Genomic DNA, 25,659 nt, shown 5'->3' with positions numbered 1-25,659 from the left:
GCACGGGTGGCCGGTTAAGATGAAGAAGTCTCAGACCGAAAGCTAGTGGAGGTCATGACGCCCTGACTGGGCTTACTCATCCCACACCTGGAAAATTTTTATGAATGAACAAGAATTTTTCTCCATTTGGCAAAACTTTGGGTTCCCCTGTAAATCGCATCCCTGGCACGGTGTCGAAATAGGAGCAGAGGCACCATTCACCGTCACGGTTTATGTCGAAATTGTACCCACGGACACCGTCAAATATGAATTGGATAAAAAATCAGGCCATTTGCGCGTAGATCGGCCTCAGCGCTATTCCAATGTGTGCCCCACGCTGTACGGATTAATTCCGCAAACCTATTGCGGTCAATCAGTCGCGGAATTCAGCGCCGGTTGTACCAATCGGCCTGGCCTCGTCGGCGATCTGGATCCATTAGACATTTGTGTCCTGACGGAGAAAAGCATTATCCATGGGGACGTGTTGCTGCAAGCTATTCCCATAGGTGGCTTGCGGATGATCGATGGGGATGAAGCCGATGATAAAATTGTGGCGGTTCTCAAAGGCGATGCCCTCCATGAACAATGGACAGACATCAAAGCCTGTCCGGTTCACTTTGTCGAACGCCTCATGCATTACTTCCTGACCTACAAAGATGCTCCCGGCTCGCAAAAAAAGAATTGCGAAATCACGCATGTCTATGGTCGAGAGGAGGCCCATGAGGTGATTCGTCGGAGTCAACAGGATTACGCCGGCAAATATGGACACATACAGGCCCAACTCGCAAAACCCCGCCACGCTCTTAATTGAGATAACCAGTCCCTCTCAACCCATTGAATTTCCCCAATCTCGTTTTTCAAAAAATGGCAACCAGCTTTCGGTCAGCGACGGTTCTCATATTCATCGCCTCCAATCCTTATTCACTTTCCATCTCTTTATCACGGACTTTCATTCCTACCCTCTTGAAGGAACGAGCCAAGGGCAGCATAATGGGCTTGTCAGCCAATTCGCTGAGAAGACACGTTCTTGGTGGTGTTCTAAAATGCGTAACTAAGGAGGAATAGACCTAATGAGTGAAAATATTGAAACCCTGCAACGATCAACCCGCGTCATTCCTCCCTCCCCCGACATAACAGCCAACGCTCATATTCAGGATTATGAAACCGCGTACATGCAGTCTGTCGTGAATCCGGAAAAGTTCTGGGACGGCATTGCCAAAGAACTTCACTGGTTTTCCCCCTGGAATAAAGTGTTGGAGTGGAATTATCCCTGGGCTAAATGGTTTGTGGGAGGCACCTGCAATATTGCCTACAACTGTCTCGATCGCCATGTCCAAACCTGGCGAAAAAACAAAGTGGCCGTCATTTGGGTCGGAGAGGAAGGTCAGGAACGAATCCTGACCTATGGCGAGTTATATCGGCAGGTCAACAAGTGCGCCAATGGTCTCAAAAGCCTGGGCCTCAACAAGGGCGACAGGGTCATGATTTATCTCCCGAAAATCCCCGAGCAAATCGTTGCCATGCTGGCCTGTGCCCGCATCGGGGTCATTCATTCGGTGGTCTATTCCGGCTTTAGCGCCACGGCGTTGGCCGCACGCATAGAAGCGTGCGAGGCGCGAGTGGTCATCACCGCAGATGTGGGATATGACCGTAGTAGAAAAATACCCCTTAAGCCGGTCGTTGATGAAGCGGTCGCCAAATGTCTCTCAGTGGAAAAAGTCATTGTCGTCCAACGAGAACAATCAGCCTCCCCTCTTCAGGCTCCCAAAGAATTGGATTGGGAGGATTGGCTCAAAGATCAATCACCAAAATGTGAGGCTGAGGCGTTAGACTCCGAAACGCCCTTGTACATCCTCTATACCTCAGGAACCACGGGAAAACCTAAAGGCGTGGTCCATGTCCATGGCGGCTATATGGTGGGTACTTATATCACCACGAAATATGTCTTTGACCTCAAAGATGAAGATGTCTATTTTTGCGTAGCCGATCCGGGGTGGGTTACCGGCCACAGCTACATCGTCTATGGTCCGCTCTTAAACGGCGCCACGATTTTAACGGCAGAAGGTAAACCCGACTATCCCAATCCCGGACGCTGGTGGGATCTCATTGAACGCTATGGGGTATCGATCTTCTATACCACGCCGACGGCTATCCGGCTGCTGATGAAATTTGGCGAGGACTGGCCAAAAAAATACGATCTCTCTTCCCTGAAAATTTTAGGATCAGTGGGCGAACCCATTAATCCGGAAGCCTGGGAATGGTTCCATCGCGTGACGGGTGGCACCAAACCCATCATGGATACCTGGTGGCAAACAGAGACCGGCATGATCATGGTCACACCCCTCCCTTGCGTGCCACTCAAACCCGGCTCAGCCACCCGTCCGTTTTTAGGCATCGAAGCCGATGTCATGGACCGCAAAGGCAATACCGTAGAGCATGGTGGAGGATTCGGCGTCATCAAAAAACCCTGGCCGTCAATGATGCGGACCATTTACAAAGAACCGGATCGTTATCTTTTGTATTGGAATACCATCCCCGGCGTCTATACCGCAGGCGATGTGTGTCATAAGGATGAGGACGGCTATTTATGGTTTATGGGTCGAGCTGATGATGTGGTAAAAGTCGCCGGCAACCGCATCGGGACGGCAGAAGTCGAGAGCGCGTTAGTCAGTCATGAAGCGGTCGTGGAAGCCGCCGTCATAGGCAAACCGCATCAGACCGCCGGGGAACAGATCAAAGCCTTTGTCATCCTGAAGCAAGGGCAGGAGGAAACGCCCGATCTCATTAAAAGTTTGCAGGACCATGTCTTACAGGAATTGGGTAAGATCGCCGTCCCCCGGGAAATTGAAGTGGTCCCCTCGCTTCCCAAAACCCGCTCCGGCAAAATCATGCGCCGCGTCTTAAAGGCCAAGGAACTCGGTCAGGATCCCGGGGATATTTCCACATTGGAAGAGTGAAGCCAGATTACTTCCTTCTTCAATTTTTGAGCAATTCTTTTTTCCTGAGCCCGCTGATTTCTAATCAGCGGGTTGACCACTGCTTCCCTGTATGGAAGCGATCGGAAGCCGAAAAACGAAATTAAAGCTTAAGGTCAGCAAAAGAACCTTGTGCAGCCAACGTATTGAGCGGGATGAATATCGAAGAGGGATGGCGATGCCCATCGAGAATGAGGCCATTCCCACCTTGATCCAAAACCGAATATAGAAATGTAAATAATTCCTGGTAGCGGAGAAACCGTTTAATAGAGTGTCAGAAATATGAGTGCGGCGGACCCCGCCATTCCGTGCATCAATCCTACAAACAACGTGCGGTAGGGAAATGCGGTTGAATGTGAATGTTGATGGTCAGTCTTTCGGTGATTGAGTTTTTCCCGGTGGGATTGGGCATGAAGGTGCGGAGGCTGGTGATGGTGTTCATGAACATGTATACGCTCTTGTATGATTTTCCGTAATTCATCGCCTCCCAGTCCTACCAGCATGGCGCCAACGACCAATTCCAGCCAGTTAGCCAATCGCTCCGGAACCGCAGATTCCGGAAGGAACACCATCGAGCCACACAACAGTAACGTGATAGTGTGACCCAGCCCCCATGTTAGTCCCTGCTTAAGGGTGTGGGCCACACATTGGGTTTTGGTCGCGAGTGTGGCGACAGCCGCCGCGTGGTCGGCTTCCATGGCAAGTCTCCTTCCAAGAAGGAATCCATGCCTCAATAAAATAAACATCAGCGAATGACTTGTTTTTTTGAATTTTTGATCTGTGAAGTCACCCAGTCATACCAGTGTTGAAGTCCCTCGCCAGTAATGGCTGAAAGCTGAAACACCTGAAGTTTGGGATTCACCTTATGAGCAAATTCCAGACATGTTTTGACATCAAAGGTGAGGTGAGGCAGAAGATCGATTTTATTGAGGATCATGACGCTCGCATGCTGAAACATGTGCGGGTATTTTAAGGGTTTGTCTTCCCCTTCTGTGACCGAAAACACGACGACCTTAGCCTGTTCCCCTAAATCAAATAGAGCAGGACAGACCAGATTGCCGACATTTTCAATTAGTACCAGTGAATTGGATGGAGGCTGCAACGTTTCCATGCCTCGTGCCAGCATGTCGGCCTCTAGATGACATCCGGTACCGGTATTTATTTGTACCACCGGACACCCTGCCTTTCGTATGCGCTCGGCATCAAATACGGTTTCCTGATCCCCTTCAATCACCGAAATGGGTATGGCATGCTTCAAATCATGAATCGTGCGTTCAAGAAGTGTTGTTTTTCCTGAACCCGGCGAACTGACGAGGTTGAGGGCCACAATATTTCTATCGAGGAACCACTCACGATTCCGTTCAGCCAGCCGGTCATTTTTCTCTAAAATGGCTTGTTCCAGGTGAACAGTGGTTTCGTGTCCCTGTTGATGGTCATGGTGAGTATCAAGCCCATGCTCGTGATGGTGGTCATGGTCACCATGGGAATGTGAGTGATAGGAATGCGAATGGGCAGTTTTATCGGTAGGCCCGGTTTGCAAGTTCGTCACTCTCGGATTGCCTGAATCGGAGCACCCGCATGTCGTACACATCAGGCTATCACCATGTGTTTCACAAGCAGTTCCTCTCCCGTGAGCCGTGTGATGTCGACAGAACCACACGGACATCGGCCGTAAAGTTGCTCGAGTTCAAAATGCGTTCCACAGGTTCGGCATTCAGCTGTTCCCGGAATTTCAAGGATCTCCAAGTCAGCGCCTTCCACCACGGTTCCTTGACTGACAATGTCGAAACAAAACCGGATGGCTTCGGGCAATACCGCACTGAGTTTACCGATGGCGATCGTCACTCGCCTCACCGGTTCTCCACCAGCCTTTTCTGTGACAATGGACACAATATTTCGAGTGATCCCTAATTCGTGCATGCGAACCGGTCCAGAACAGTGGATTTTCCACTGGGGGTCAGGTCAAAAAGAGCCGTTAAGGGTTCATCCCACAGCCGCTCCGTGAGATCGGCTTTCAGTTTTTCGAGATTGAGAGAGTCTGAAGGCGGTTCCCGATCCGATCCCACCGGCTCCAGGAGGTCGAAAAATTGTGCAGGGACAAATCCATTTTTGAATTCCACGTCAACCGTTCGATCGTAATGGGTGACCCACCAACGAAATTGCATGTGCTGATTACATACAGCAGGTTGGTGAGGCTCGAGTAATTGAAACCGCTTTCGACTCACACACCGTGTCACAAACTCGATGGCATCACGGACACCAGGACCCGGATGGGCGCTGACAACGAATAAACCCTTTCGATCCCATAATTGCTCATGAGACAGAGCCCATCCAGTTGCCTGCATGGCGCAATACCCTACGCATGCTTCCCAAACGGCGTTGCCGCGATGAAAAGCAGGAAGTCCCGCATAGGTCAACCGTTGGAGTTGCCCGTCTTCAAGGATTTCCAGTATTTCAGGAGTCAATAATTTCATGACTATTCTTCTCTAGCAGATTCGCGGCAATTGATCCCCCACCAGCGTATCCACAATTCGTGTACCTCCGAAGGTAGTGGCAAGTATCACGATTCCCGCCGGTGAGGAGTTGACCCTCCCGATGATGGCGCTGTGTTTGCCTAGGGGATGGTCCCGCATGGCCTTAATAAGTTCGTGAGCGTTTTCATAAGGGACCACTGCCACAATTTTTCCCTCATTGGCCAGGTACAGGGGATCAAGGCCGAGAATTTCACAGGCTCCTCGAACGGATTCTCGAATAGGCACCTGGGGCTCGTTGATCTGAATGGACACGTTCGAGGCGGAAGCGTATTCATTCAGGACCGTGGCCAATCCGCCGCGCGTGGCATCCCGCAAACAATGGATCTGGGAACAGACATCCAGCATATGGGAAATCAGATCGTGGACCGGCTGAGTGTCGCTTTGAACATCGGCTTCCAGGGCCAATTCGTTTCTGGCAAGAAGAATGGCCACCCCGTGGTCACCGATAAATCCATTGGTGATAACGGCGTCTCCCGGTTGAGCATTGGTCGCGGCAATGGACACACCTTCTCGAATGACGCCGATTCCTGCGGTGTTAATGAAGAGTTTGTCCGCGGAACCCTTTTCGACGACTTTGGTGTCTCCCGTGACGATGGACACGTCAGCTCGATCAGCCGCATGCTTCATGGCTTCGACAATGAGAGTAAGTGTGTCCAAAGGAAAACCCTCTTCAATCACCAGCCCGCATGACAAAAATAGCGGGCGTGCTCCACTGACCGCCAGGTCATTGACTGTCCCGTTCACGGCCAATTCGCCAATGTTGCCTCCCGGGAAAAATAACGGATCCACGACATAGCTATCCGTCGTAAATGCCAGCCGATCACCATGTTGGAGTAATTCTCTCAACGGAATGGTGGCCTGATCTTCTAAGGTATCGAGAAGAGAATTATTAAAGGTTGGAACCAGCAGGTCCTCGATAAGTGCCCGCATGGCTTTTCCTCCACTCCCATGAGCCATGGTAATCCGTTCATCGTTAGTGGTTCGGTTCAGCATGGGCTTGGTCTTGACGAAAGCAGGTTGAGTAGAAGTGAGCGATTAAGGATTCATCATATTCAACTGATTTTTTAGATTTTCCATTTTCTCACACGGGGCTTTTTGCCGGATGTAAATCTTCTTCAGGAATCCAGCCGTAGTTGTAGTAGGCGGCACAGGCGCCTTCCGTCGAAACCATCAACGCTCCCAAGGGATTCTGAGGAGTGCATGTCGTGCCAAATACCTTACATTGACTGGGTTTAATCACCCCCTTCAAGACTTCACCGCATTGGCAGGACGTGGGGTCAGCAATTTTCAGATTGGGAAGAGGAAATTTTCGTTCAGCGTCAAACGCAGAAAATTCCTCACGGACCCTGACCCCGGAATGATCGATGGATCCTAATCCCCGCCATTCAAAAAACTCTCGCAATTCAAACACCTCTTGAATAGCCTGTAACGCTTGCATGTTCCCATCAGGAGGAACAATCCGTGTATATTGATTTTCCACCTCACAGCGTCCCTCCGCCAATTGTTTAAGCACCATCCAGACGGATTGTAATATGTCCAGTGGTTCAAACCCGGCGATGGTGATGGGCTTTCGATAATATTCAGCGATAAAGGAGTAGGGCTTCGTTCCGATCACCATGCTCACATGGCCCGGACCCAAAAAGCCGTCAAGCTGAAGGTCAGGAGAATCCAGGATGGCCTTGATCGTGGGAATGATCGTGATGTGGTTACAAAAGATCGAGAAATTGTTAATCCCTTCTTCTCTCGCCTGAAGAAGGGTCAGGGCCGTGCTGGGCATGGTGGTCTCAAAACCAAGACCGAAAAACACCACTTCTCTTTCAGGATTCAATCGGGCGAGATTCAAGGCGTCCAATGGTGAATAGACCATGCGCACATCGGCTCCCTCGGCTTTGGCCTGTAGGAGATTTTTCTTGAGGCCGGTCACCCGCATGGCATCCCCGAATGTGGTCATGATCACCTCGTCCCGTTCAGCCAGAGCAATACAGTCATCCACGCGGCCTCGTGGCAGGACGCAAACCGGACAGCCCGGTCCATGAATGAACTCTACTTCCTTCGGGAGCATTTTATTGAGGCCATAGCGAAAAATAGTGTGTGTATGCCCACCGCAGACCTCCATGATCCAAATGGGGCGATCACGGCAGACGGGTATCCGTTTCACCAGCCCCTCAATTTCCTGGAGAAGAATCCGAGCTTTTTGGGGATCACGAAATTCATCGACGAATTTCATGGAGTGTCCTTTTTTGTGGCCGACGCGCCGCGATGATCAGCAAGAAGGGTGTGCACGAGATCCCAAAGGATGTGATAGATCAGGACGTGACATTCCTGGATCCGGTGAATGCTCTCAGTAGGCACAACCAGGCAATGATCAATTGCAGAAGAGGTTGCCATGGCTCCTCCAAGTCCCCCGGTGAGGCCAATGGTGGTCACCCCCATCTCCTTAGCTTTCCTAAAGGTCCGCATAATATTTTCGGAATTGCCGCTCGTGGACACGCCGATCACCCCGTCCCCGGCCTTTCCCTGAGCGATCAACTGGCGCACAAATATGTGATCAAACCCCACATCATTTCCTACAGCGGTCATCATGGCCTGATCGGCCGCAAGATTGACGGCAGGAAGCTCAGGGCGCCCGGTGGTCACTGGATGCAAAAATTCGACGGCAATATGGGCGGCATCACAGCTCGATCCGCCGTTGCCCATCGTAAACAGCCGTCCCTCATGCCGGTAAATATCCGCTACGGCCATGGCAGCGGCCACGACTTTTTCGCTCTGTGCGTCAAAAAATGTTTGGATGACCTGGGTGCTATCTTGTGATTTCATTCGCACCGATTCAAGTAATCCGGATTTTACGGATGCCGAATCTTTCGAAGACGGCTGCAGGAAGGGATAAAGAGAGGCTAATATTTTTTGATTAGACATGCGGCCATCCTTTAGGAGGTATTTGACTGACGCATCGCCTGGATTGCGGTTTGCACTTCTCCCATTTCAGTCAGCAACTCTATTGTCCGCTTAGCTTCCGTTTCATCAATCCGACTCATGGCAAATCCCACGTGAATCAGCACCCAATCCCCGACACACGCCACAGGAGAATGCTCCTCATCGACAATGCAGGCGATATTCACTTCCCGTCGAACCCCACCCACGTTCACGATCGCGAGCTTATACTCCACATTGCTGATTTCTACAATTTGCCCGGGTATGCCTAAACACATGTGGATCGAACCTCATTGGTCTCTTGCAAGGAACGAGCTGCGGCAATCGCGGCCTGTCCAAGGGCAATGCCACCATCGTTCATTGGAACCTGTTTGTTGGAAAGGACGGTGAATCCTTCTACCTCCAACTTGTGTTTTACGAGTTCAAATAACACCTGATTTTGAAACACGCCACCTGAAAGGACCACCGTGTGATGCCGGCCGTGACCGTCAGGAGGGTGTGAGCATTGGGTGACCATGCTGCAAATCACGTTGGCAAGCCCTTTATGAAACCGTGCGGCCATGACCGGAACCGGTGTATGGAGGATTAGATCGCCCAAAAGCGCTTGCCACATTCCTAACGGTTCGACATAGGGCATTCCAGAGGATTTCAGGCGCGGAATGGAAAATGGATAGGCTAATAATTCGTCTTCATGCCGAATTGTTTCGTCGTCCACCAGAGCTTCCATCTCCATGGCAGCCTGCCCCTCATGCAGAACGTTCTCTGTGCAAATACCCATCGCAGCGGCGGCGGCATCGAACAACCGACCGCAGGAACTCGCAAGCGGGCTATTAATCCCATGGCTCAGCATGCGGTCCAGCATCATGCGAGGTTTCATCTCGAAATGATCAAACAACGGCAGATCGGAGTAGTTCATCGCAAACTCTGCCCACCCCATTTCTGCCATCACATGCGCATAGGTGTTCCGCCACGGCTCCTTTATTGCCTGAGGTCCGCCGAGCATCGGCACGGGCTTAAAGGACCCAAGACGAGTGAAGCCCCCATAATCCGCCAGCAAAAACTCTCCGCCCCAAATCGTGCCGTCTTCTCCATAGCCCAATCCATCCAGGATAACGCCAAGGACCGGTTCAGTCGTTAAGCGAACTCCGTTTTCGACCAGACAGGCCGCGAAATGAGCATGGTGATGTTGGATTTCAAGAATCGGGAGATGGCTACCGTTGGCTTGGGCCCGTCCCAGCTTGCTCGACAGATATTCCGGGTGCAGATCAACCGCAATACTATCCGGACTATGTTCAAACAAACGTTGGTAATGGGAGATGGCCCGTTGATAATCGGCATAGGTCAAAGAATCCTCCAAATCTCCAATGTGATGGGAGAGCAGGGCTTGTCCATCTTTGAGTAAGCAGAAGGTGTTTTTAAGTTCACCACCCATAGCAAGGATAGCAGGAGAATGTTCGAAGCCCGAAGGAAGCCAAATGGGAGAAGGTGCATACCCTCGACTCCGTCGCAGCACCCGTGGAACCTGATCCATGACTTTGACCACCGAATCGTCAATACGTTGGGCAATCCCCCGATCATGCAGAACCACAAATTCGGCAATGTCTTTCAAATGTACGTTGGCCTGGTCATTGTTGATCCACTGGGGTTCTCCCGCATGGTTCCCGCTGGTTAATACAATAGGATGAGTCATACAGCAAAGGATCAAATGGTGAAGCGGTGAGTTGGGTAACATACACCCATATGTCGACATGCCGGGAGCCACTCCCGGTGCAAGGGTCATCTCCGGATGGCGCTTGAGGATGACAATGGGTGCGGCCGCGCTTTGCAAGAGTTCGGCTTCCCTCTCCCCTACCACACAATACCGTCGTATGGTCTCCAGGTCGCGTGCCATCAAAGCCAGCGGTTTTCCCTCCCGTTGTTTCAAGGCACGAAGCCGTCTGACCGTCTCTTCTTGGGTGGCATCGCAGGCAAGTTGAAAACCGCCTAATCCTTTAATAGCCAGAATATGGCCTTTCCGGAGGAGACTGCAGACCGCATCGGCCTCATCAAGTTTCATATCGGAATGCACCGCTAGAGGTTTTCCGTCTATCCGTTCAAGCCACACCTTCGGACCGCATGCGTGGCAGGCGATCGGCTGGGCATGAAACCGCCGGTCTCGGGGATCGTGATATTCTTTCAGGCAGGCCTCGCACAGAGGAAAATTCTTCAGTGTGGTGGAAGGCCGGTCGTAGGGAATCCCTTCCTGAATCGTCAGGCGGGGCCCGCAATGCGTGCAGTTGGTAAAGGGATAACGGAAGCGCCTGGCAAAAGGATCCAATATTTCCTTCAGGCACTCCGGGCATGGGGCGGCATCCGGCACAATGCCGGTCTGCACAGCACTTTTGTCGCTTCCGGCAATGACAAATGTGCCTTCAGGGATCTCACTCAAGGAAATGGGCATTGTGAAGATTTCCGTAATTTTTGCGAGTGGTGGAGGATTGTGCGTCAGATCATGAATGAAATGCCTGAGGTTATCTTCCTCGCCGGCCACCAGAATTTGAACACCGTTTCCATTGTTGGAAACATGACCTCGAAGATCAAATCGTTGAGCCAGTTGCCAGACCTTCGGACGAAAACCGACACCCTGGACCAATCCAGACACTTGGATATTGAATGCCTGTTCGTTTGAGGTTCTCACCGTTACTGTTTCCATCATATTAGCCAGGCTCCGTCAATGTCCCACAGTTGAATACGGTTGTTGCCTGAGTCCGACACCACTACAAACTTGTCATACACCTGAACATGATAGGGCTAGCCCAGGCTCCCCCTCACGGGAAAACTTCATTGATGGTCCCCTTTAGCCTGAAAAGTTGGCTGGCCGGCCAACCACCCTAAGAAAGCCATGCGTGTTGTCCAGTATAGCTTTGTCTTTTTTTAATAGCCAAAAACCAAGAACAAAATCCTCGAAATACCGAATCTGCCCCAAAATGATTTCATCAGAAGGAATCGAGGTTTCTACTCCGCAGAAGGACAACCGGCATAAAGAGGAGGCTGATTTTGGGAAAGAACCGTTTGTCTGGATCTGTAAAGCGGGAACTGGATTGGTACCACAGAAGTTGAAAGGGCTCTAGGTAGCCACGAACAGTGGCGGAAGCCGACGTTATCGGAAATCCACACCCAAACGCAGAAGGACAAATCACGGCATTTGTAGTTTTGAAATAGGGTCAGCAGGAAATGTCGACCTCATCAAAAGTTTGCAGGATCATATCTTAGGGAAGTTAGGCAGAATCGCCAACTCCCGGAAAATTGAAATTGTCCCTTCACTGCCCAAAACCCGTTCCGGCAAAATCATGCGCCGCATCTTGAAAGCCAAAGAACTCGGCCAAGACCCCGTGGATAATTCTACTGAAGAAATGAATACTTAGCCAGGGAAGTTTGAAAAATCAGCATAAGAGGTGCTAAGAAAGTACACTGAACGGACAATTTAATTTCACTATTTTTCAAATGGATGGGAATTTGATTAATCAAGGGTCAGTGGATAGGAAATTACATCGGAGACACAAGTGGAACTATTATCCTTAATATTGATGAAAGGCCCACATGCTTCCAAGGGGTAGCGTATTTAATTGAACAGGATCAAAATTTCCCAACTACGGTAGCCTTATTCAAAACATCTGATAAAAGCCGCTCCCTTCGGTTCCGCACAAGCCTCCTGTTGCCAATAAACCCTCATTCTGCGTTGAGAAGAAACGATTAGAATTCTAATATTCGATCAAGAGCAGTGGAAAGAGGACGGAACTCAAAGCATGCTTTTATCGCATCCAACTCCCTATTTTTCAATTGGAGAGTTTTTAGCAATTGAGAATGAACGAATGATTCCCAACAAGCAGCTTCCACTGTAACCAATATCGATGACATAGAATCTTATATAAAATCAAAAGAATCAAATGGGAAAATTTATTTATCAGCAATTGATCTTCCGATCTGTGATCGAGAGAAGGTCATCAATGAATTAAGATATATGGGAATTACGGCAGGCTCTATGTTTCCTGGCCTAGATGGTGCCTGCGAGCAATTGAAGGAGCAATATTTTGAAATCTGACTAGGAACGAAGGGTCCTGCATTGCCATTGCGACTCACCGTTTACTTAAATCCAACTTGGCACCACAAACAGATCCAATAACAAGTTTTTAACCCGTCTTCTGAAACCTAGAAGGTAGAATTACTGAACTCTCCCTTCAGTGACCCGTCATTCCACATCAGCAAAATTTTCACATCGCATCAATGAGAATCTCCCAATTTTTCCTGCTCCCCCAGCGTCCCAACGATATTTTTTTACCTGCGGTCGGTGTCTCTCCAAACGACCAACGGATGGAGGAGGTAATCAGGGAAGTATTAATACATCCCTAACACATTCCGATAAATGTAAATGGAAGAACCAACGCCATGGTCTTCCAAAGAAATCGTGAAAGGTTGGTCAACCGCCAAATGAGCTATAGCAAAACAGGAACAAGGAAGGACAAACACCAACCCGCAGATTCTGAGGATTGCATGTATTGTCCGTTGAGAAAGCCTGTCTTCTGGCCTATCGTGTTTCTTCTTTTTGTATTCAGTCCTGTTATCTTTTCTTCAAAAATTTCGAATACATCCTCAAATCCTCGGATTGAATCGTCCCCACCTGTTCTCAAAGAAGCCCGGCATCAAGAGGTCCTCGGTAAGGATTCTTCATTTCAGCACGTTCAACTCCAGAACCCGGCTTCTAAAAAATGAGCAGAAATTCTTTGTAAGTAAAAAGAATTTCAGAAAACCCGTGACGTCCCAAGCCTCAAGTTATCTTGAAGATTCTTTACGAGTGCCAGTCCTAATTTGACAGTTTTCAACTCTTCTTCCATGTGTTGTCTCTACGCACTCAATGGCCCTAACCATCGGTACAGTTTAAGTGTTTAGTAGAAATGCTTTTTCCTCTAAAAGACTGCAAACCCATTTCTGGCATGCCTTGTAACGAAGTTGAACCCTCCTTCCTGATGTGGCCACTGTTGATACTTAATTATGGTAAATAACTGGTCAGTAACCCCATGCACTCGACTGAGTTTCTTATAGCGGCATGGCCCCTTTTCGTCTATTGATTCGACCACGTCAAAGAATTTTCCTGAAACTCTCGCCGGAACCAGAAGGGATCCACACCTGAACCTCCTCTTCTACCACTTACCGTGAAGCAGCAATCCGACGGCAACTATTTCTTCACTTCCCAGATCGAGTTCACAAAGTGGTTGTTGGTATCAAACAGATGCCTTACGATCCGGCACCCATTCTTTTCCGCTAACATTTCAATCTCTAATTGCGTGTATTTATAGGAATGCTCGGTTTGCATCGGTTCCCATGCCTCAAAATGAAACTCCTTATCCAGTGTCTCAATGCATACAACCTGCTCACGGGTACTGTAAACAAAGCTTTCGACCGCATGAGATAGTGGATTATACTGGCCCTGCTGGACATACCGTTCTTTCACAAAATTTGCCCCTAGTTTCTGATTGATGACATCAAGAAGATGCAGGTTGAATCTTTCGAAGACTCCTGTTGAATCATTATAGGCTGCATACAGGGTCTTCGGGTGCTTCATGAGATCGAACCCGATCATGATATAGTCCCCTTCATTCAAACATTCCCGCAGCTTTCCAATAAACTCCTCGGCCGCAGGCAACGCAAAATTCCCAATGGTCGAACCCAAAAAGAGCACAAAGTTCCGGATCCTCGATTGCTCACCAATCGCGCGGAGTCCATCAAAATAATCGGCGGCCAGTCCTGTCACCGACATAGGCCCTTCTCCAAATCGTGACTCAAGAGAAGATAGAAGTGTCTTGATTGCGCCCTCGGAAATATCAATCGGCACATACTCGAATATCAGCTGGCTCTGTATGCAGTGCTGAAGAAGAATTTGGGTTTTCCCTCCATCTCCCGCCCCCAGTTCAATCATCCGAAAAGTCTGATTCCTGAGGATATCGGTGATCGCCTGTTTCTGCTTGCTGAAAATCTCATATTCACATTGAGCGGGATGATAGCCCTTCAATTGGGTGATTTCGGTAAAGATTTCGCTGCCTCGATCATCGAAAATCAGCCACGATGGCAGGCATTTCGGACTTTTCGACAGCCCTTTCAGCACAGTTTGAGCGAACAGGTCATCAGATGGCGGTGCTGCAACTCCCGATCGGAGATTGTGAAATTGAAATGACATTAGCTTCCTTCTTCCATGGTGAAAATGATTGGTATTTGCTCCCCCTGCTCAGGCTTGCTAGTATGAAGTCGCCCACCCTTTATACATCCTTTTTAATTTTTTATCTTCCCTGATGAGTGTTTCTTTCGTTCGCAACATGTCTGACCTCGAATACTGCGAGGCCCAAGAGATCTTTACGCAGTTCCTTCAGCAGGAGAATCTCGATCAGTATGTCGCTCACACCCCCAAATGCTTGAAGCCGTTCGAGGATGTCTTAGATCAGGCGATGGTGGAGGCCTATGAAGACCAGTCTTCATCTTCCACGGCACATCTGTTTCTCCAACAGATTCTCTATCGAATCAACCGATTGAAACTGTTCTGGTATGACGACCTTGAGAATTATACGAATGAGGATTCCGCATTTCTTCTCTCCATACGGAAAAAGATTGCAACCGCCTGGCAGGCCTGGGAAGCTCAGAACATCAATCTCTCTGCCTTAAAGGGACTGGACATCGAGGCCGCGCTTCGAGAACGCGCCGCAGAAGATCTTAACCCGGAACTCTCCCAAGCCGGGGCCTTCTATCGCAACGACATGTCCCCGGTGGGTTACCGTCAATTGTTAGCCATCGCCTCTTTAGATGGTTTGGTGGAAGCAAGTCAATTGTCACGAGTAATTGGCGGCGTTGGGAATGAAATCCAAACGATACTCACGAAGATTCTCTTTGAGGAGTATGGAGGGGCCAAATTAGAGAAAAAACATACGTCGTTTTTTTCGGCGATGCTGAAGGAATTGGGTATGGACCCCACGCCGGAAGCCTACTTTGACATCGTGCCATGGGAAGTCCTGGCCAATATCAACCACAGCTTCACCGTTTCCGAACGCAAAAAATATTTCTTACGGTATATTGGCAGTCTTCTCTACTTTGAGATCTCTGTTCCTGCCGCATTCCAACATTATAAAATCGCCGGAGAACGGCTTGGCCTCAGCGAAAAAGCGATCGGCTACTGGGATATCCACATTAAGGAGGATCTTCGGCACGGTCAATGGATGTTGAATGAAGTCGCCCTTCCCCTGATTACCCGCTATCAAGATAGCGCGTGGGAAATTGTGATGGGCTATGATCAGCAACGATCCCTCAGCACACGCGCCGGTCTGGCTATTGCCAAGTCCGTCCAACAAGCCGAGAACGCCTGATCGTATGTGCTGCCTGTCAACCCGGCAGCTCTCCAGACCAGAGAACAGTCCCAAAGACTCAGCCTTTTCTCTAAAGAAGGACAGGCATCCTCCCCGCCAATCAGGTCAAAACTAATTTAATTTATTCATTTGCCCAATCTATAAAACCGCTCCTTCACAATTTTGCCGTCAGAATATGTATCAAAGGTCTCTCCCATGGAATCGCCGAGTTCTGCCAATCTCGTGTCGGGATGAGGGTGAGTCTTAAACAGTAAGGCGACGCTGCTGTCATTGAGACCCGCATGACCAATTTCCTGTAACACCATGGGCAGGCCATAAGCGTCATAGCCGGCCCTGGTGGCCAAGACCACCCCAATCCTGTCGGCCTGATATTCGGCATCTTTGTCCAACCCACGAGCCATCACCTCCGCTCCACTCCCGATAGCATTATTCACAGCCTGCTTGGCTTGTTCATTTTTCATTTTGCCAAGTTTTCGGGAAAACAGGCTGCTTCCCATCTCAATCGCCTGGCTTTGTTTAATAATGGTCAGCTGATGTTGTTTGATAACATGACCGATCTCATGCCCCAGGACTCCAGCTAACTCCGCTTCAGAATGAAGTTGTGTATATAAACCCTTCGTCAGAAAAATAAATCCCCCAGGCGCCGCAAAGGCGTTGATGTCTTCGGAATCGATCACCCCAAAATACCAATCCAGGTCCGTTCTTCCACTCTGTAAACTGAGCCATTTCCCCACTTGATTGACATACCGCTGCAAGCGTTCATCCTCGACCAGGGGGGCCGCTCCAAGAAGTCGTCCGGCAATCTCTTGCCCTATGGCTATTTCTTCTTCGGTGGAAGTCCCTTTGACCAGGTCGGTCAAGTCTGTCAGCGAAGGAGCCTTCTTGCCGGCTTTTTTCTCCGGAGTCCCTTCCTTGGTTTTTCCGATGGTGGTTTCATTCGGCTGCCCCAATTGTTTGAGGGCATCACCCAGATCAAAGGCATGAGTCATGGTTGCCACCCCGGAGAACACACATGTCAGAATGAATGCACGCAGAAGGAATCCTTTCGAGCCCGGAATTGCCTGTTGCTTGTGGAATATCAGAGAAACAGGCAGTAAAGATTCAGAGGGTAGACAGTTCTTCATAGTATGCTGATTGCTCATTTTTTAATTCCCGTCTGTCGGCTGAATGAACGGAACCTTTTGTACGGTTAACCCTGCCTGATTAGCAAATTCTTGTGCCTGTTTTTTTGAAGCCCGATAGGTTTTCAGTTTCTGCAGTTCATGTTCATTAAACTTAGCCTCTTTTAATTCCTCTTCATTTAATCCACGCACTCCCGTAGCGGCCACTACATTTCCACTCCCAGCTCTCCCGGTAGCCAGACCTAAAAGTCCTGAAGCTTCCGTCGCGGCCGAAACATTTTCCGCGGAGGCCCCCCGACGAATATATAACATCCTGACCCATCCGGTATGACCTTTCCGAGACACCTGCAACCATCCACCTTTCCTTTTCAGAATTTCTACGGTGTCGCCTTCTTTCAATGATGTCACTTCTTGAGAATCTTTAAAGGGTTCGCTCATGACTTGGCAGGATCGGACGGCTATCCCCGGATCCGTAGCGTTTCCCTCTGCGGGAAGGACCCAAATAAGGACAATTGCCAGGAAGGCTACCCAGTTTTTCATCAACGTCCTCCTTCTTGCATGCAACCGACCAAGCGGTTCCCGGTTAACCACTACCTGAGACATGGGGCCTCAGGATAACGGATCATGATATAATCACAAGCGGCTGGTCTTTGAGATTCACCATGGCTTTCACCACTATTTGTTGCCAAGCCTCCAGCCTCGATTTCTCATTTCCATACGTTAGAGGTCCTTGGCACCATCCGAGCTTACATCCTATTCTATCGTTTTCACAGATGCTGCGAGCAACTTCTCGAACCAGAGATACCGTCTGTTCGCCGGATTTCCCCACCTCCCATGGCTTTGTTTCCACATGATTTTCCACCCAATAAATGAGAAACATATTTTGAAAGGCTTTTTCAATGCCGGCAGGTTTCCGCGAAAAGGCTTCTATCGTAAACCCGACTTTTTTGCCATAGAGACCCCGCTTTAACAGGGTCAGGAACCTTGCTTCCGAAATTTTTTCCAAACTCTCCGGTTGAAGGACCACCACCACGGTATATTGCCAACCGTCCACACCCTCTTCCACATTAATCCAGACATATTTTTCCATGATTGTGGCTTCGGCATAGGCATACACCCGCGCGAGAGAAAAATAGATCAACCCTGCCGTGATGGGTGCGGTTAAATCAAGATAGTAGGTGGTGAGATTCAAGCTCGAGAAGGTAAAGGCCATCAAACCCACTTGCGAACCGGCAAACACCATATCAATGGCTTTACGTTTGACCCCGGTTAAAAATGCCAACGCCGTGACCCAAATAAGGCCAAGCGCCAGAGCGGTAAAGAGCCAGGGATTCTTTGGTTGGGTGATCCAATCTCCATTCTTGATATTCCCGATCGCGGTGGCCAGAATTTCCACGCCGGGATGAATCTTCTCCATAGGCGTGGGTTTGGTATCGAACAGTGCAGAGGCAGTGGACCCGATAATCACAATTTTATTCGTGAATTCATCCGGCGCCCGCTGCCCGTCTCTACGCAAGAAATCATCAAACACTTCGCTGAAGCGGACAGACCGGAAGGCCCCAAATTTCCCACGCCAGTTCAAATACACATCTGAATCATCCGGTAGTCTCCATCCCAGGGTTTCCCCCAGCTTTGCTGGAAGGGAAGGCACACGCCACCCATAGTGATCCCGATAGATAGGGTACTGTCGAACAATGCCATCCCGATCAGGATAAACATTGTTGGTGCCCATTCTTCCACTCTCCAGAATGGCGGTGAAGGCTGGCAGAACCAGGGCAATTCCTTTCTCGTCTTGGGGTTTCCCGGGAACGGGTTCTATGCCGGGAATCATGGAAGGGGTCACCTTGCTGAGCTCATCGTTCGTTGACGATAAACGCATCATGGGGAAAAATGTATTTTCCGTACCACTGACGACGTCATTGAAATACGAGTCGGACTCTTTATTGAATACATCCGAATCACTAAATAAAATATCAAACACCACGGCTGAGGGTTGTTGTTCCTGTAGTGTTTCCAGAAATTCGGCAAAAACCTGACGGGGCCAGGGCCACCGGCCATATTCTTGAGCCATGGCCTCCAAACTGGCTTCATCAATATCGACAATCACAATGTCGGGATCGGCTTTGTGAAACAGCACCCGGTTCTTCATGATCGCATCAAAGGTTTTCAGCTTCATTCCCCGAATCAGTTCAACGGAGCCGGCATCCAAGACCACGAGAACGCTACAGAAAATCGCCAGATAGAGATAAAAATGACCTTGGGATTTCGTGACAAAGCGATACCCGACCTGAATGAGTTTTTCGATAGAAAAGTTCTTCATCTCTTAAGCAAGACCTTGAACCTGGGTTTGGGCTGAATCGCTGTCATCTCAAGACACCAACGACCTGGGGTAACAGAAAAAAACAGAAATCCCGCAGAAGTGATCAGAAAGGTAGGAATTAAAACATTCAAGTAGAAATGGTAGCCAACAACTGAAGAAATGTACAGGGGAAACATGGGGCGGAATTTTTAATGATTTGTCCTTCCCGGATTTCCCTCATTTTCAACCAATTCAATCTCCTATCAGACCGATCTGACCGTGAATCTCATCACGTAGATTTTGGTTGTTTTTTGAGGGTTGGGATTTATTATCCTGCTTGAGGTTGCTCAAATTTTTCGAAGAGAACGTCACCGTCTTCAGGCCCATTCCAAGCTGGTGCTTGTCATTTCCGGCATGCTGATTGTCGGAGGAACTTTGGGTCTCTTACTCCTTGAATGGAATATCCCTAAAACGCTAGGGGATTTGCCGATAATGGATAAAGTCCTGGTGGGAGCCTTTCATACTGTTTCTGCCAGGACGGCAGGCTTCATATCATTTGGGGTAATGCCTCTCTCTACCTCATTGTCATTTTCATCGGGGGGGTAGCAGGAGGGACTGCTGGCGGAATTAAAACGCCCACGTTCGGAATTATCGGAAGGTTTGTGTGTATTGCCTTGCGGCATCGTCAAGACGTGATTTTTTTGCCCGGGTGCCAACGATAGTCGTTCACCGGGCTCTGGCTTTAATTTTTCTCGCCATGTTCCTAGTAACCCTGTTCACGCATTTCTTATCCATGGTTGAACCTCATCCGTTTCTCTCTCTTGTTTGAGGTCGCGTCGGCCTTGGGAACAACCGGTTACTCCATTGGCGATGGCGGCGTGCTAATATTTCAGTCATGCCCGTTGCGCTCTGGAGAATTCATTTGTGGGTAAAAAATTATCCCCTTGATCGGCATGGCGCAACGCATCCAATCGAAGGTCGTATCGCTGTTCAGGGCCAATCTGATCCAAGACCCCCAATCCTTCCAGAACTTTAAGCACTCCAGCATTTATTCCAACAAAGTAAAGATTCTGGCGATGTGCCTGAACCATACGAAGCATATCTTCAATGGCAAGAGCGGCAGTTCCGTCAATGGCCGAGACATCCGACAGGTCGAGAAGGACATGGGTAAAGTTGTTGAAGCCTTTTATCGACTCCAGCCGACGTACCATATTTTTAGCGGATCCGAAACTCATGGGTCCATCCACGTGGATTAAAACAATTCGACCATTATTGCGTTCAAGAATGGCCTTTTCCTCCGGCCCAAAAGGTATTTCGGTTGTCGGCGCGCTGATGATCCGCAAATTTGCCAACTCAAGGTCGGCCATCCGCTTTACAAACAACAGACTGGCCAGTACGATTCCCACGCCAACAGCGGTGATCAAATTCACGAGAACCGTAATGACCAGCACCACTCCCATGATGATCACATCTGTTCGTGGGGCCTTGAGTAAATGCCGGAGAAATCTCCAATCAATAATATCCAATCCCACTTTAAACAAAATGCCGGCTAACACTGCTAAGGGAATCTTTTCCGCTAAGGGCCCCAATCCGAGTAACATGGCCAATAAGACCAACGCGGTCAGCATCCCTGACAGAGGGGTACGACCGCCGCTCCGAATATTCGCGACGGACCGCATCGTCGCTCCTGCTCCGGGAAGGCCACCAAATACCCCTGCCACCATATTGCCAATTCCCTGACCAATCAATTCACGATTGGAATCATGTTGGGTCCGAGTCATATTGTCACACACCAGCGAGGTCAGGAGGCTATCGATGCTGCCCAGGAGAGCCAGCACAACCGCTCCTTCGGCCATGATGACAAAGGCATGAGGCTCAATATGAGGAAAAATTAGAGAGGGGAACCCCTCTGGAACATGCCCGATTAACGGCACCTGGGGGAAAAACATATAGGCGGCAAAGGTACCCAGGCATAACGCGAGTAGTTGGGGAGGAATGAATTGACTGATTCGTACCGGTGTCAAATACATAATGGAGAGGGTGACGACACCCAGAATCGCTGCCTGAGGCAGAGGATTGGCCAAAAACTGAGGAATGGCCATCAAGTTTTCGACAATTCCCTCAGGTTTGGCCTCTAATCCGACAAGTGGTCCCACCTGTAAAATAAGAATAATGCATCCAATTCCACTCATGAATCCTGAAATAACCGGATAGGGAACAAGCGCAATATAATAACCAAAGCCAAGTAAACCGAAAATAATTTGTAATCCACCACCCATAATCACCACAGTAAACGCGAGGGCGGGATTGTCAGAAAACTGAACGAGTATACCCGCCATGATGACCGTCATAGGGCCGGTGGGGCCGGAACATTGCGCAGGTGTTCCTCCGAACAAGGAGGCAAACATGCCGACAAAGATGGCGCCATACAGTCCGGCAATCGCACCGGCACCGGAGGCCACACCAAACGCCAGCGCCAAGGGAAGGGCGACGACTGCAGCGACCACACCCCCGTATATATCTCCTCGAATGTTCTTGAAATGCAGTCCATGAATCATGGGCATCGTCTCTCTTACTCCTTCATGAATGAGGTTTTTCGAAACCATCACCTATCGCAACTGAGCGAACTAGCGTGTTGAGGCGCATGGACTATTGACTGATCTGAGAGGGGAAAAATGGGTATCTAAACGGTAGATGTTCTTTACAGTACATAATTCAGAGAACATTATGGGCAATGAAAAAGAATTGATCTGTGAATAGGAGGCGTTCTTGCCCCGCCTTTCAGCAACTGAATTTCCAATAGCCGGAATACGACAAGGGGGCCCACATCTAGCTTTGAACCTCTATGTGGATAAAATAACGGGAATCAGGAGGAAATGGCAGAGGGGAAAACCTGACAAGATACTGCACGCAGGGGATGGGAATATTTTCAATCGAGGGAACAAATGGGGGATTAGTGAAGGGGATTTCCAGGCGTCAGCACACCACAGCTCAGGGCAAACTGAACAAGGTCGGCACGACTACGAAGCCCGAGCTTTTCCATAACCCTCGCTCGATAGGTTTCAACCGATTTGATACTGATTCCCAATTGATCGGCAATTTGTTGATTGGTAAAACCTTGAGCGACCAAACCGAAAATTTCACGCTCTCTCGGGCTGAGTTGTCCCAGTAACCCAGGCGCCTTGTCGGTGAGACTTTTTTTTGATGCCCCGCGAAGATCCTGCCCCACCCCTTTCCCCACAGTCCAGTCAACATAGGTCTTTCCTTGGGCAATGGTGCGGATCGCTCTTAATAATTCTGTGTCTGCCGCACTCTTGACGACATACCCGGAAGCCCCGGCAGCAAGGGATCCGCGAACGTAGCCGCTTTCGGTGTGCATGGTCAGGACAAGAATGTAACCGGAAGGACAACATTTTCTCAGTTCACCGATCGTATCAATATGCATGTGACCATTCATGGCCAGATCCATCAAGATGATATCAGGTAATAGGCTTTGAACGGCCTCAAGGGCCGCAGGGGCTTCTCCGGCTTCACCTACGACTTCCATGTCCGGTTGCCCATTGATCAAGAGACGCAATCCCGATCGTAAAACTGCATGATCATCCACGATAAAAATGCGAATCTTCACGCCGTCTCAGCCTTTAAAGGGATATTGACATAGATGGTGGTTCCGGTTCCCGCAGATGATTCAATGGAAATCGAACCATTGAGCAACAGCGCTCGCTCCCGCATTCCATGCAGGCCCAGATGGGCACCTGCCGCAGCTCTCCCGACAATCGCTTCCGCGTCAAACCCCTGACCATTATCTTCCACAATAAGTCGAATCTGGGTAGGGGTTTGCTGCAGAAGGATCGACACGGTGGTGGCCTTTGCATATTTTGCTATATTCGTCAGCGCCTCCTGAACGATTCGATACAAGGCGGTTTCCACTGCGGGAGACAGGCGATTCTTACTTTGCCAATTTTGAGCCACATCCACCTCTATGCCATATGTTGAACTAAATTCTCCTCCATAGCGGGCGATGGCTTCCTCCAGTCCAAAATCATCCAGCACGCTCGGACGCAAACCTTTTGCCAGTCGCTGAACTTCCTGCAGTGTCGTACTCGTAATCTTTCGTAGATCGTTCACCCGTGCTGCCATTCCATCTGAACGGGCATCATTCTCAGCTGCGCGGAGTCCAACAAGAAGGGAGGTCAGCGATTGGCCAATTTCATCATGTAATTCCCGGCTGATCCGTCGCCGCTCATCCTCCTGGGCCGTCATGATTTTTTCCAATAATTGGCTATGAAGCGCTTCAGCTTCTTGAAGCTTTTGGTAGGCCAAGGCATTCTGAATGGCAATAGAGGCCACTTGTGAAACCCCGATCATGGTTTGCTGATCAAAACGTGTAAAGCCACTCGTCTTCTCTTTGTTATGTACTTCAATACATCCCAAAAGGGTATCCTTGGCATCGAGAATTGGAATGCTTAAGGCTGAATGAATTTCAAATGCCTGTCGGAAATCCTGCTCAATCTGTCTGTCCTCATGCGCTCGATTCGTGAGATAGGCAGTCTGATGGAGGAGAAGCCAGCCGGGTAATCCCTGCCCAGGGGACCACGAACGATGACAGAGTTTCATTGTCTGACCGTGAAAATATTTTTCACACACCAGCTTTTCCCCCGAAACCAACCCGGCAAACCCGGCATGAGCCTGGACGAGTTGAATGGCTTCTGTCACTAATTCGTCCAGGAGCGTTTCCAGAACGAAAGTGGAATTCAATTTTTCACTCAGACGCAGCAGGGCTCGAATAACATCTTCTTCTTGTTTTTGTTTGGTGAGATCCCCCATCACGGTGGCAAATCCCTGAAGTTGATCAGTTTCATCACGTAAGACGGTGATGCCAACATGGCCCCAAAATTTCACCCCGTTTTTTCGCACTAACCATTGCTCCTTCATGACACTTCCCGAAGCCCTGGCCTCATTCAGAAAATGAGTTGGTTCGCCGGAATCAATGGCAAAAGGTGGATATAACAGGGAATGAGGCCGACCCAGAACATCCCCTGCGAGATAGCCGAAAATGTGTGCGGCCCCTGCATTCCAACTCGCGATGTTCCCCTCCGGATCCAGCATTACTATTCCGTAGTCCTGGATGCTTTCGGCGACCAAGCCAAATCGATCCTCACTCGTCCGAAGGGCTTCTAGCGCCCGCCTCCGTTGAAGAGCCAAGAGGGTAATCGCCCAAATGGCGCCAATACAAAAGGCTCTGTTCGTGATGGGAAATCGAAATGGCCAACTCAAGGATGACGGTGCCCCGCTCAAGGTGGAAAATGTGAGGCCAAACCCTATGATCGTGAGTGCGGTGCATCCAATGGCCACAACATAGACCATCCTTCGTGGTAACCGTTGTGTGGCAAAGAACACCACGCCCGTGTACAACATTTCTTCCGCAAATCCCCGTGGAAGAAGGAGATCAAACGTGAAAACCCCACCAGCCAGGATAAGGGTTAAGACAAAATCTTTGGGGTTGTATAATTGGCTTGAATACATAAGGAGAAAAACCTGCTCTCCTCATACATTGGCGGTTTCAGTGAATGCCTGAGTGGGGATCTACCCGGTTCGTGGACGATCGATGGCACTACAGCAGCCGCACCAGGCGCAAATAATTTCATACAGCTGAACGATTCCCCACAACGTTGCGGGAATAACGATCACAAAGAGGGTGACGACTGCAAACAAACGCCAAAGGGGATGTTTGGTTTTTTGTGGAAGATTTTGGGACATGAAATATATAAGAAAACTATAGGAGACCGCGTTTTTCGAGATATTCTCGATTGATCATTGGGGCGGGCTTTGCGGGAAGCATCCCGCTTGTTTGTAACAAGCGTTCAACATATTTTCCAATCAAATCGGATTCTAAATTGACCGTATCCCCAATTTGCTTGAGCCCCATGGTGGTAACTTTGGCTGTATGCGGAATGATGGCTACGGCGATAGAACGTTCCGAGACCGCATTGATGGTTAAACTAATTCCATCCACGGTAATTGAGCCTTTTGCCACGCAATAGCGCATAATTTCCTCTGGAGCTTCAATGGTGAGTTGAATCGAATTCCCATCTTGTTGTCGAGCACGTAAAAGACCAATTCCATCGACATGGCCCGTGACTATATGCCCCCCCATCCTGGCATTGAGTTTCATGGCCCGCTCCAGATTAACCGGTGTTCCAACGGAAATGGTTCCTAATGTTGTGCAGTTCAATGTTTCGGTCGACACATCCACCGAAAAGCCCAGGTCGCCCACTTGACTGGCCGTTAAGCAGGCACCGGCGACACTAATACTATCACCCAGTTTCAGATCTTCTAATGTCAGAGAAGCCAAAATGGAAAACTTTGCACCTGTCAACCCTTTATTAATCGACTGAATTGCACCCATTTCCTCGATTATTCCGCTAAACATAT

The 25,659-nt window shown here is 49.4% G+C and carries 21 protein-coding genes; 4 read left to right on the top strand and 17 right to left on the bottom strand.

Going from position 1 to position 25,659, the window contains the following annotated elements; translation table 11 throughout:
• Positions 1 to 100: 100 nt before the first annotated feature.
• Together PJI16_20180 and acs are read left to right on the top strand one after the other, a co-directional pair.
• Positions 101 to 790, top strand: coding sequence for an inorganic pyrophosphatase (locus PJI16_20180; protein MDT3779882.1), 690 nt, complete (start codon positions 101 to 103; stop codon positions 788 to 790).
• Between the two features lie 259 nt (positions 791 to 1,049).
• Entirely contained in the window at positions 1,050 to 2,936 is a 1,887-nt protein-coding gene (gene acs, locus PJI16_20175) for an acetate--CoA ligase (GenBank protein MDT3779881.1), read from the top strand.
• Positions 2,937 to 3,217: 281 nt separating this feature from the next.
• Here the strand turns inward: acs and PJI16_20170 are convergent, their stop codons facing one another.
• The 9 genes from PJI16_20170 to hypF all read right to left on the bottom strand — a co-directional run bounded on the left by PJI16_20170 (position 3,218) and on the right by hypF (position 11,114).
• Positions 3,218 to 3,652: a hypothetical protein gene (locus PJI16_20170; GenBank protein MDT3779880.1), complete on the bottom strand. Its 435-nt coding sequence runs from the start codon at positions 3,650 to 3,652 to the stop codon at positions 3,218 to 3,220.
• Positions 3,653 to 3,699: 47 nt separating this feature from the next.
• The gene (hypB, locus tag PJI16_20165) at positions 3,700 to 4,545 is read right to left on the bottom strand and encodes a hydrogenase nickel incorporation protein HypB (GenBank protein MDT3779879.1); all 846 of its coding nucleotides are present in this window, start codon (positions 4,543 to 4,545) and stop codon (positions 3,700 to 3,702) included.
• Positions 4,545 to 4,874 carry a hydrogenase maturation nickel metallochaperone HypA gene (locus tag PJI16_20160; protein MDT3779878.1) on the bottom strand — a complete coding sequence of 110 codons (330 nt, stop codon included), beginning with the start codon at positions 4,872 to 4,874 and terminating at the stop codon, positions 4,545 to 4,547. Before PJI16_20160 ends, hypB begins: the two co-directional genes overlap by 1 nt.
• On the bottom strand, positions 4,862 to 5,428 hold the full coding sequence (locus PJI16_20155) for a hypothetical protein (protein MDT3779877.1): 567 nt from the start codon (positions 5,426 to 5,428) through the stop codon (positions 4,862 to 4,864). Before PJI16_20155 ends, PJI16_20160 begins: the two co-directional genes overlap by 13 nt.
• Positions 5,429 to 5,440: 12 nt before the next feature.
• Positions 5,441 to 6,481, bottom strand: a complete 1,041-nt coding sequence (hypE, locus tag PJI16_20150) for a hydrogenase expression/formation protein HypE (protein MDT3779876.1) — start codon at positions 6,479 to 6,481, stop codon at positions 5,441 to 5,443.
• 88 nt (positions 6,482 to 6,569) lie between these two features.
• On the bottom strand, positions 6,570 to 7,715 hold the full coding sequence (gene hypD / locus PJI16_20145) for a hydrogenase formation protein HypD (protein MDT3779875.1): 1,146 nt from the start codon (positions 7,713 to 7,715) through the stop codon (positions 6,570 to 6,572).
• The gene (locus tag PJI16_20140; protein MDT3779874.1) at positions 7,712 to 8,404 is read right to left on the bottom strand and encodes an SIS domain-containing protein; all 693 of its coding nucleotides are present in this window, start codon (positions 8,402 to 8,404) and stop codon (positions 7,712 to 7,714) included. The genes hypD and PJI16_20140 overlap by 4 nt, the downstream gene beginning before the upstream one ends.
• Before the next feature lie 11 nt (positions 8,405 to 8,415).
• Positions 8,416 to 8,697 carry a HypC/HybG/HupF family hydrogenase formation chaperone gene (locus tag PJI16_20135; GenBank protein ID MDT3779873.1) on the bottom strand — a complete coding sequence of 94 codons (282 nt, stop codon included), beginning with the start codon at positions 8,695 to 8,697 and terminating at the stop codon, positions 8,416 to 8,418.
• Positions 8,688 to 11,114 carry a carbamoyltransferase HypF gene (gene hypF / locus PJI16_20130; protein ID MDT3779872.1) on the bottom strand — a complete coding sequence of 809 codons (2,427 nt, stop codon included), beginning with the start codon at positions 11,112 to 11,114 and terminating at the stop codon, positions 8,688 to 8,690. Before hypF ends, PJI16_20135 begins: the two co-directional genes overlap by 10 nt.
• Positions 11,115 to 11,652: 538 nt before the next feature.
• Between hypF and PJI16_20125 the strand changes: the two genes are divergently transcribed.
• Positions 11,653 to 11,823, top strand: coding sequence for a hypothetical protein (locus PJI16_20125; protein MDT3779871.1), 171 nt, complete (start codon positions 11,653 to 11,655; stop codon positions 11,821 to 11,823).
• A gap of 1,808 nt (positions 11,824 to 13,631) precedes the next feature.
• On the opposite strand, the gene PJI16_20120 is transcribed toward PJI16_20125, so the two are convergent.
• Positions 13,632 to 14,630: an L-histidine N(alpha)-methyltransferase gene (locus tag PJI16_20120; protein ID MDT3779870.1), complete on the bottom strand. Its 999-nt coding sequence runs from the start codon at positions 14,628 to 14,630 to the stop codon at positions 13,632 to 13,634.
• A gap of 136 nt (positions 14,631 to 14,766) precedes the next feature.
• Here PJI16_20120 and PJI16_20115 point away from each other — a divergent pair, with 136 nt between their 5' ends.
• Positions 14,767 to 15,804: an iron-containing redox enzyme family protein gene (locus PJI16_20115; GenBank protein ID MDT3779869.1), complete on the top strand. Its 1,038-nt coding sequence runs from the start codon at positions 14,767 to 14,769 to the stop codon at positions 15,802 to 15,804.
• A 125-nt stretch (positions 15,805 to 15,929) separates the two neighbouring features.
• Here the strand turns inward: PJI16_20115 and PJI16_20110 are convergent, their stop codons facing one another.
• From PJI16_20110 to PJI16_20080, 7 genes are all read right to left on the bottom strand, one after another.
• On the bottom strand, positions 15,930 to 16,793 hold the full coding sequence (locus tag PJI16_20110; GenBank protein MDT3779868.1) for a M48 family metalloprotease: 864 nt from the start codon (positions 16,791 to 16,793) through the stop codon (positions 15,930 to 15,932).
• 156 nt (positions 16,794 to 16,949) lie between these two features.
• Positions 16,950 to 17,465, bottom strand: a complete 516-nt coding sequence (locus PJI16_20105) for an SH3 domain-containing protein (protein ID MDT3779867.1) — start codon at positions 17,463 to 17,465, stop codon at positions 16,950 to 16,952.
• Positions 17,466 to 17,547: 82 nt separating this feature from the next.
• Entirely contained in the window at positions 17,548 to 19,245 is a 1,698-nt protein-coding gene (locus PJI16_20100) for a CHASE2 domain-containing protein (GenBank protein MDT3779866.1), read from the bottom strand.
• A gap of 872 nt (positions 19,246 to 20,117) precedes the next feature.
• Positions 20,118 to 21,788: a SulP family inorganic anion transporter gene (locus tag PJI16_20095; GenBank protein ID MDT3779865.1), complete on the bottom strand. Its 1,671-nt coding sequence runs from the start codon at positions 21,786 to 21,788 to the stop codon at positions 20,118 to 20,120.
• 389 nt (positions 21,789 to 22,177) lie between these two features.
• On the bottom strand, positions 22,178 to 22,852 hold the full coding sequence (locus tag PJI16_20090; protein MDT3779864.1) for a response regulator transcription factor: 675 nt from the start codon (positions 22,850 to 22,852) through the stop codon (positions 22,178 to 22,180).
• Positions 22,849 to 24,750 (bottom strand): PAS domain-containing sensor histidine kinase, encoded by a 1,902-nt coding sequence (locus PJI16_20085; GenBank protein ID MDT3779863.1) that lies wholly within the window; start codon positions 24,748 to 24,750, stop codon positions 22,849 to 22,851. The genes PJI16_20090 and PJI16_20085 overlap by 4 nt, the downstream gene beginning before the upstream one ends.
• A gap of 250 nt (positions 24,751 to 25,000) precedes the next feature.
• A complete protein-coding gene (locus PJI16_20080; GenBank protein ID MDT3779862.1) occupies positions 25,001 to 25,657 on the bottom strand; it encodes a riboflavin synthase in 657 nt (218 codons plus the stop codon).
• Positions 25,658 to 25,659 lie beyond the last annotated feature (2 nt).

The sequence above is a fragment of the Nitrospira sp. MA-1 genome, assembly GCA_032139905.1.
Taxonomy (GTDB): Bacteria; Nitrospirota; Nitrospiria; order Nitrospirales; family UBA8639; genus Nitrospira_E.
The sequence above is the reverse complement of the archived record's forward strand: the minus strand, read 5'-3'. Positions and strand labels throughout refer to the sequence as shown.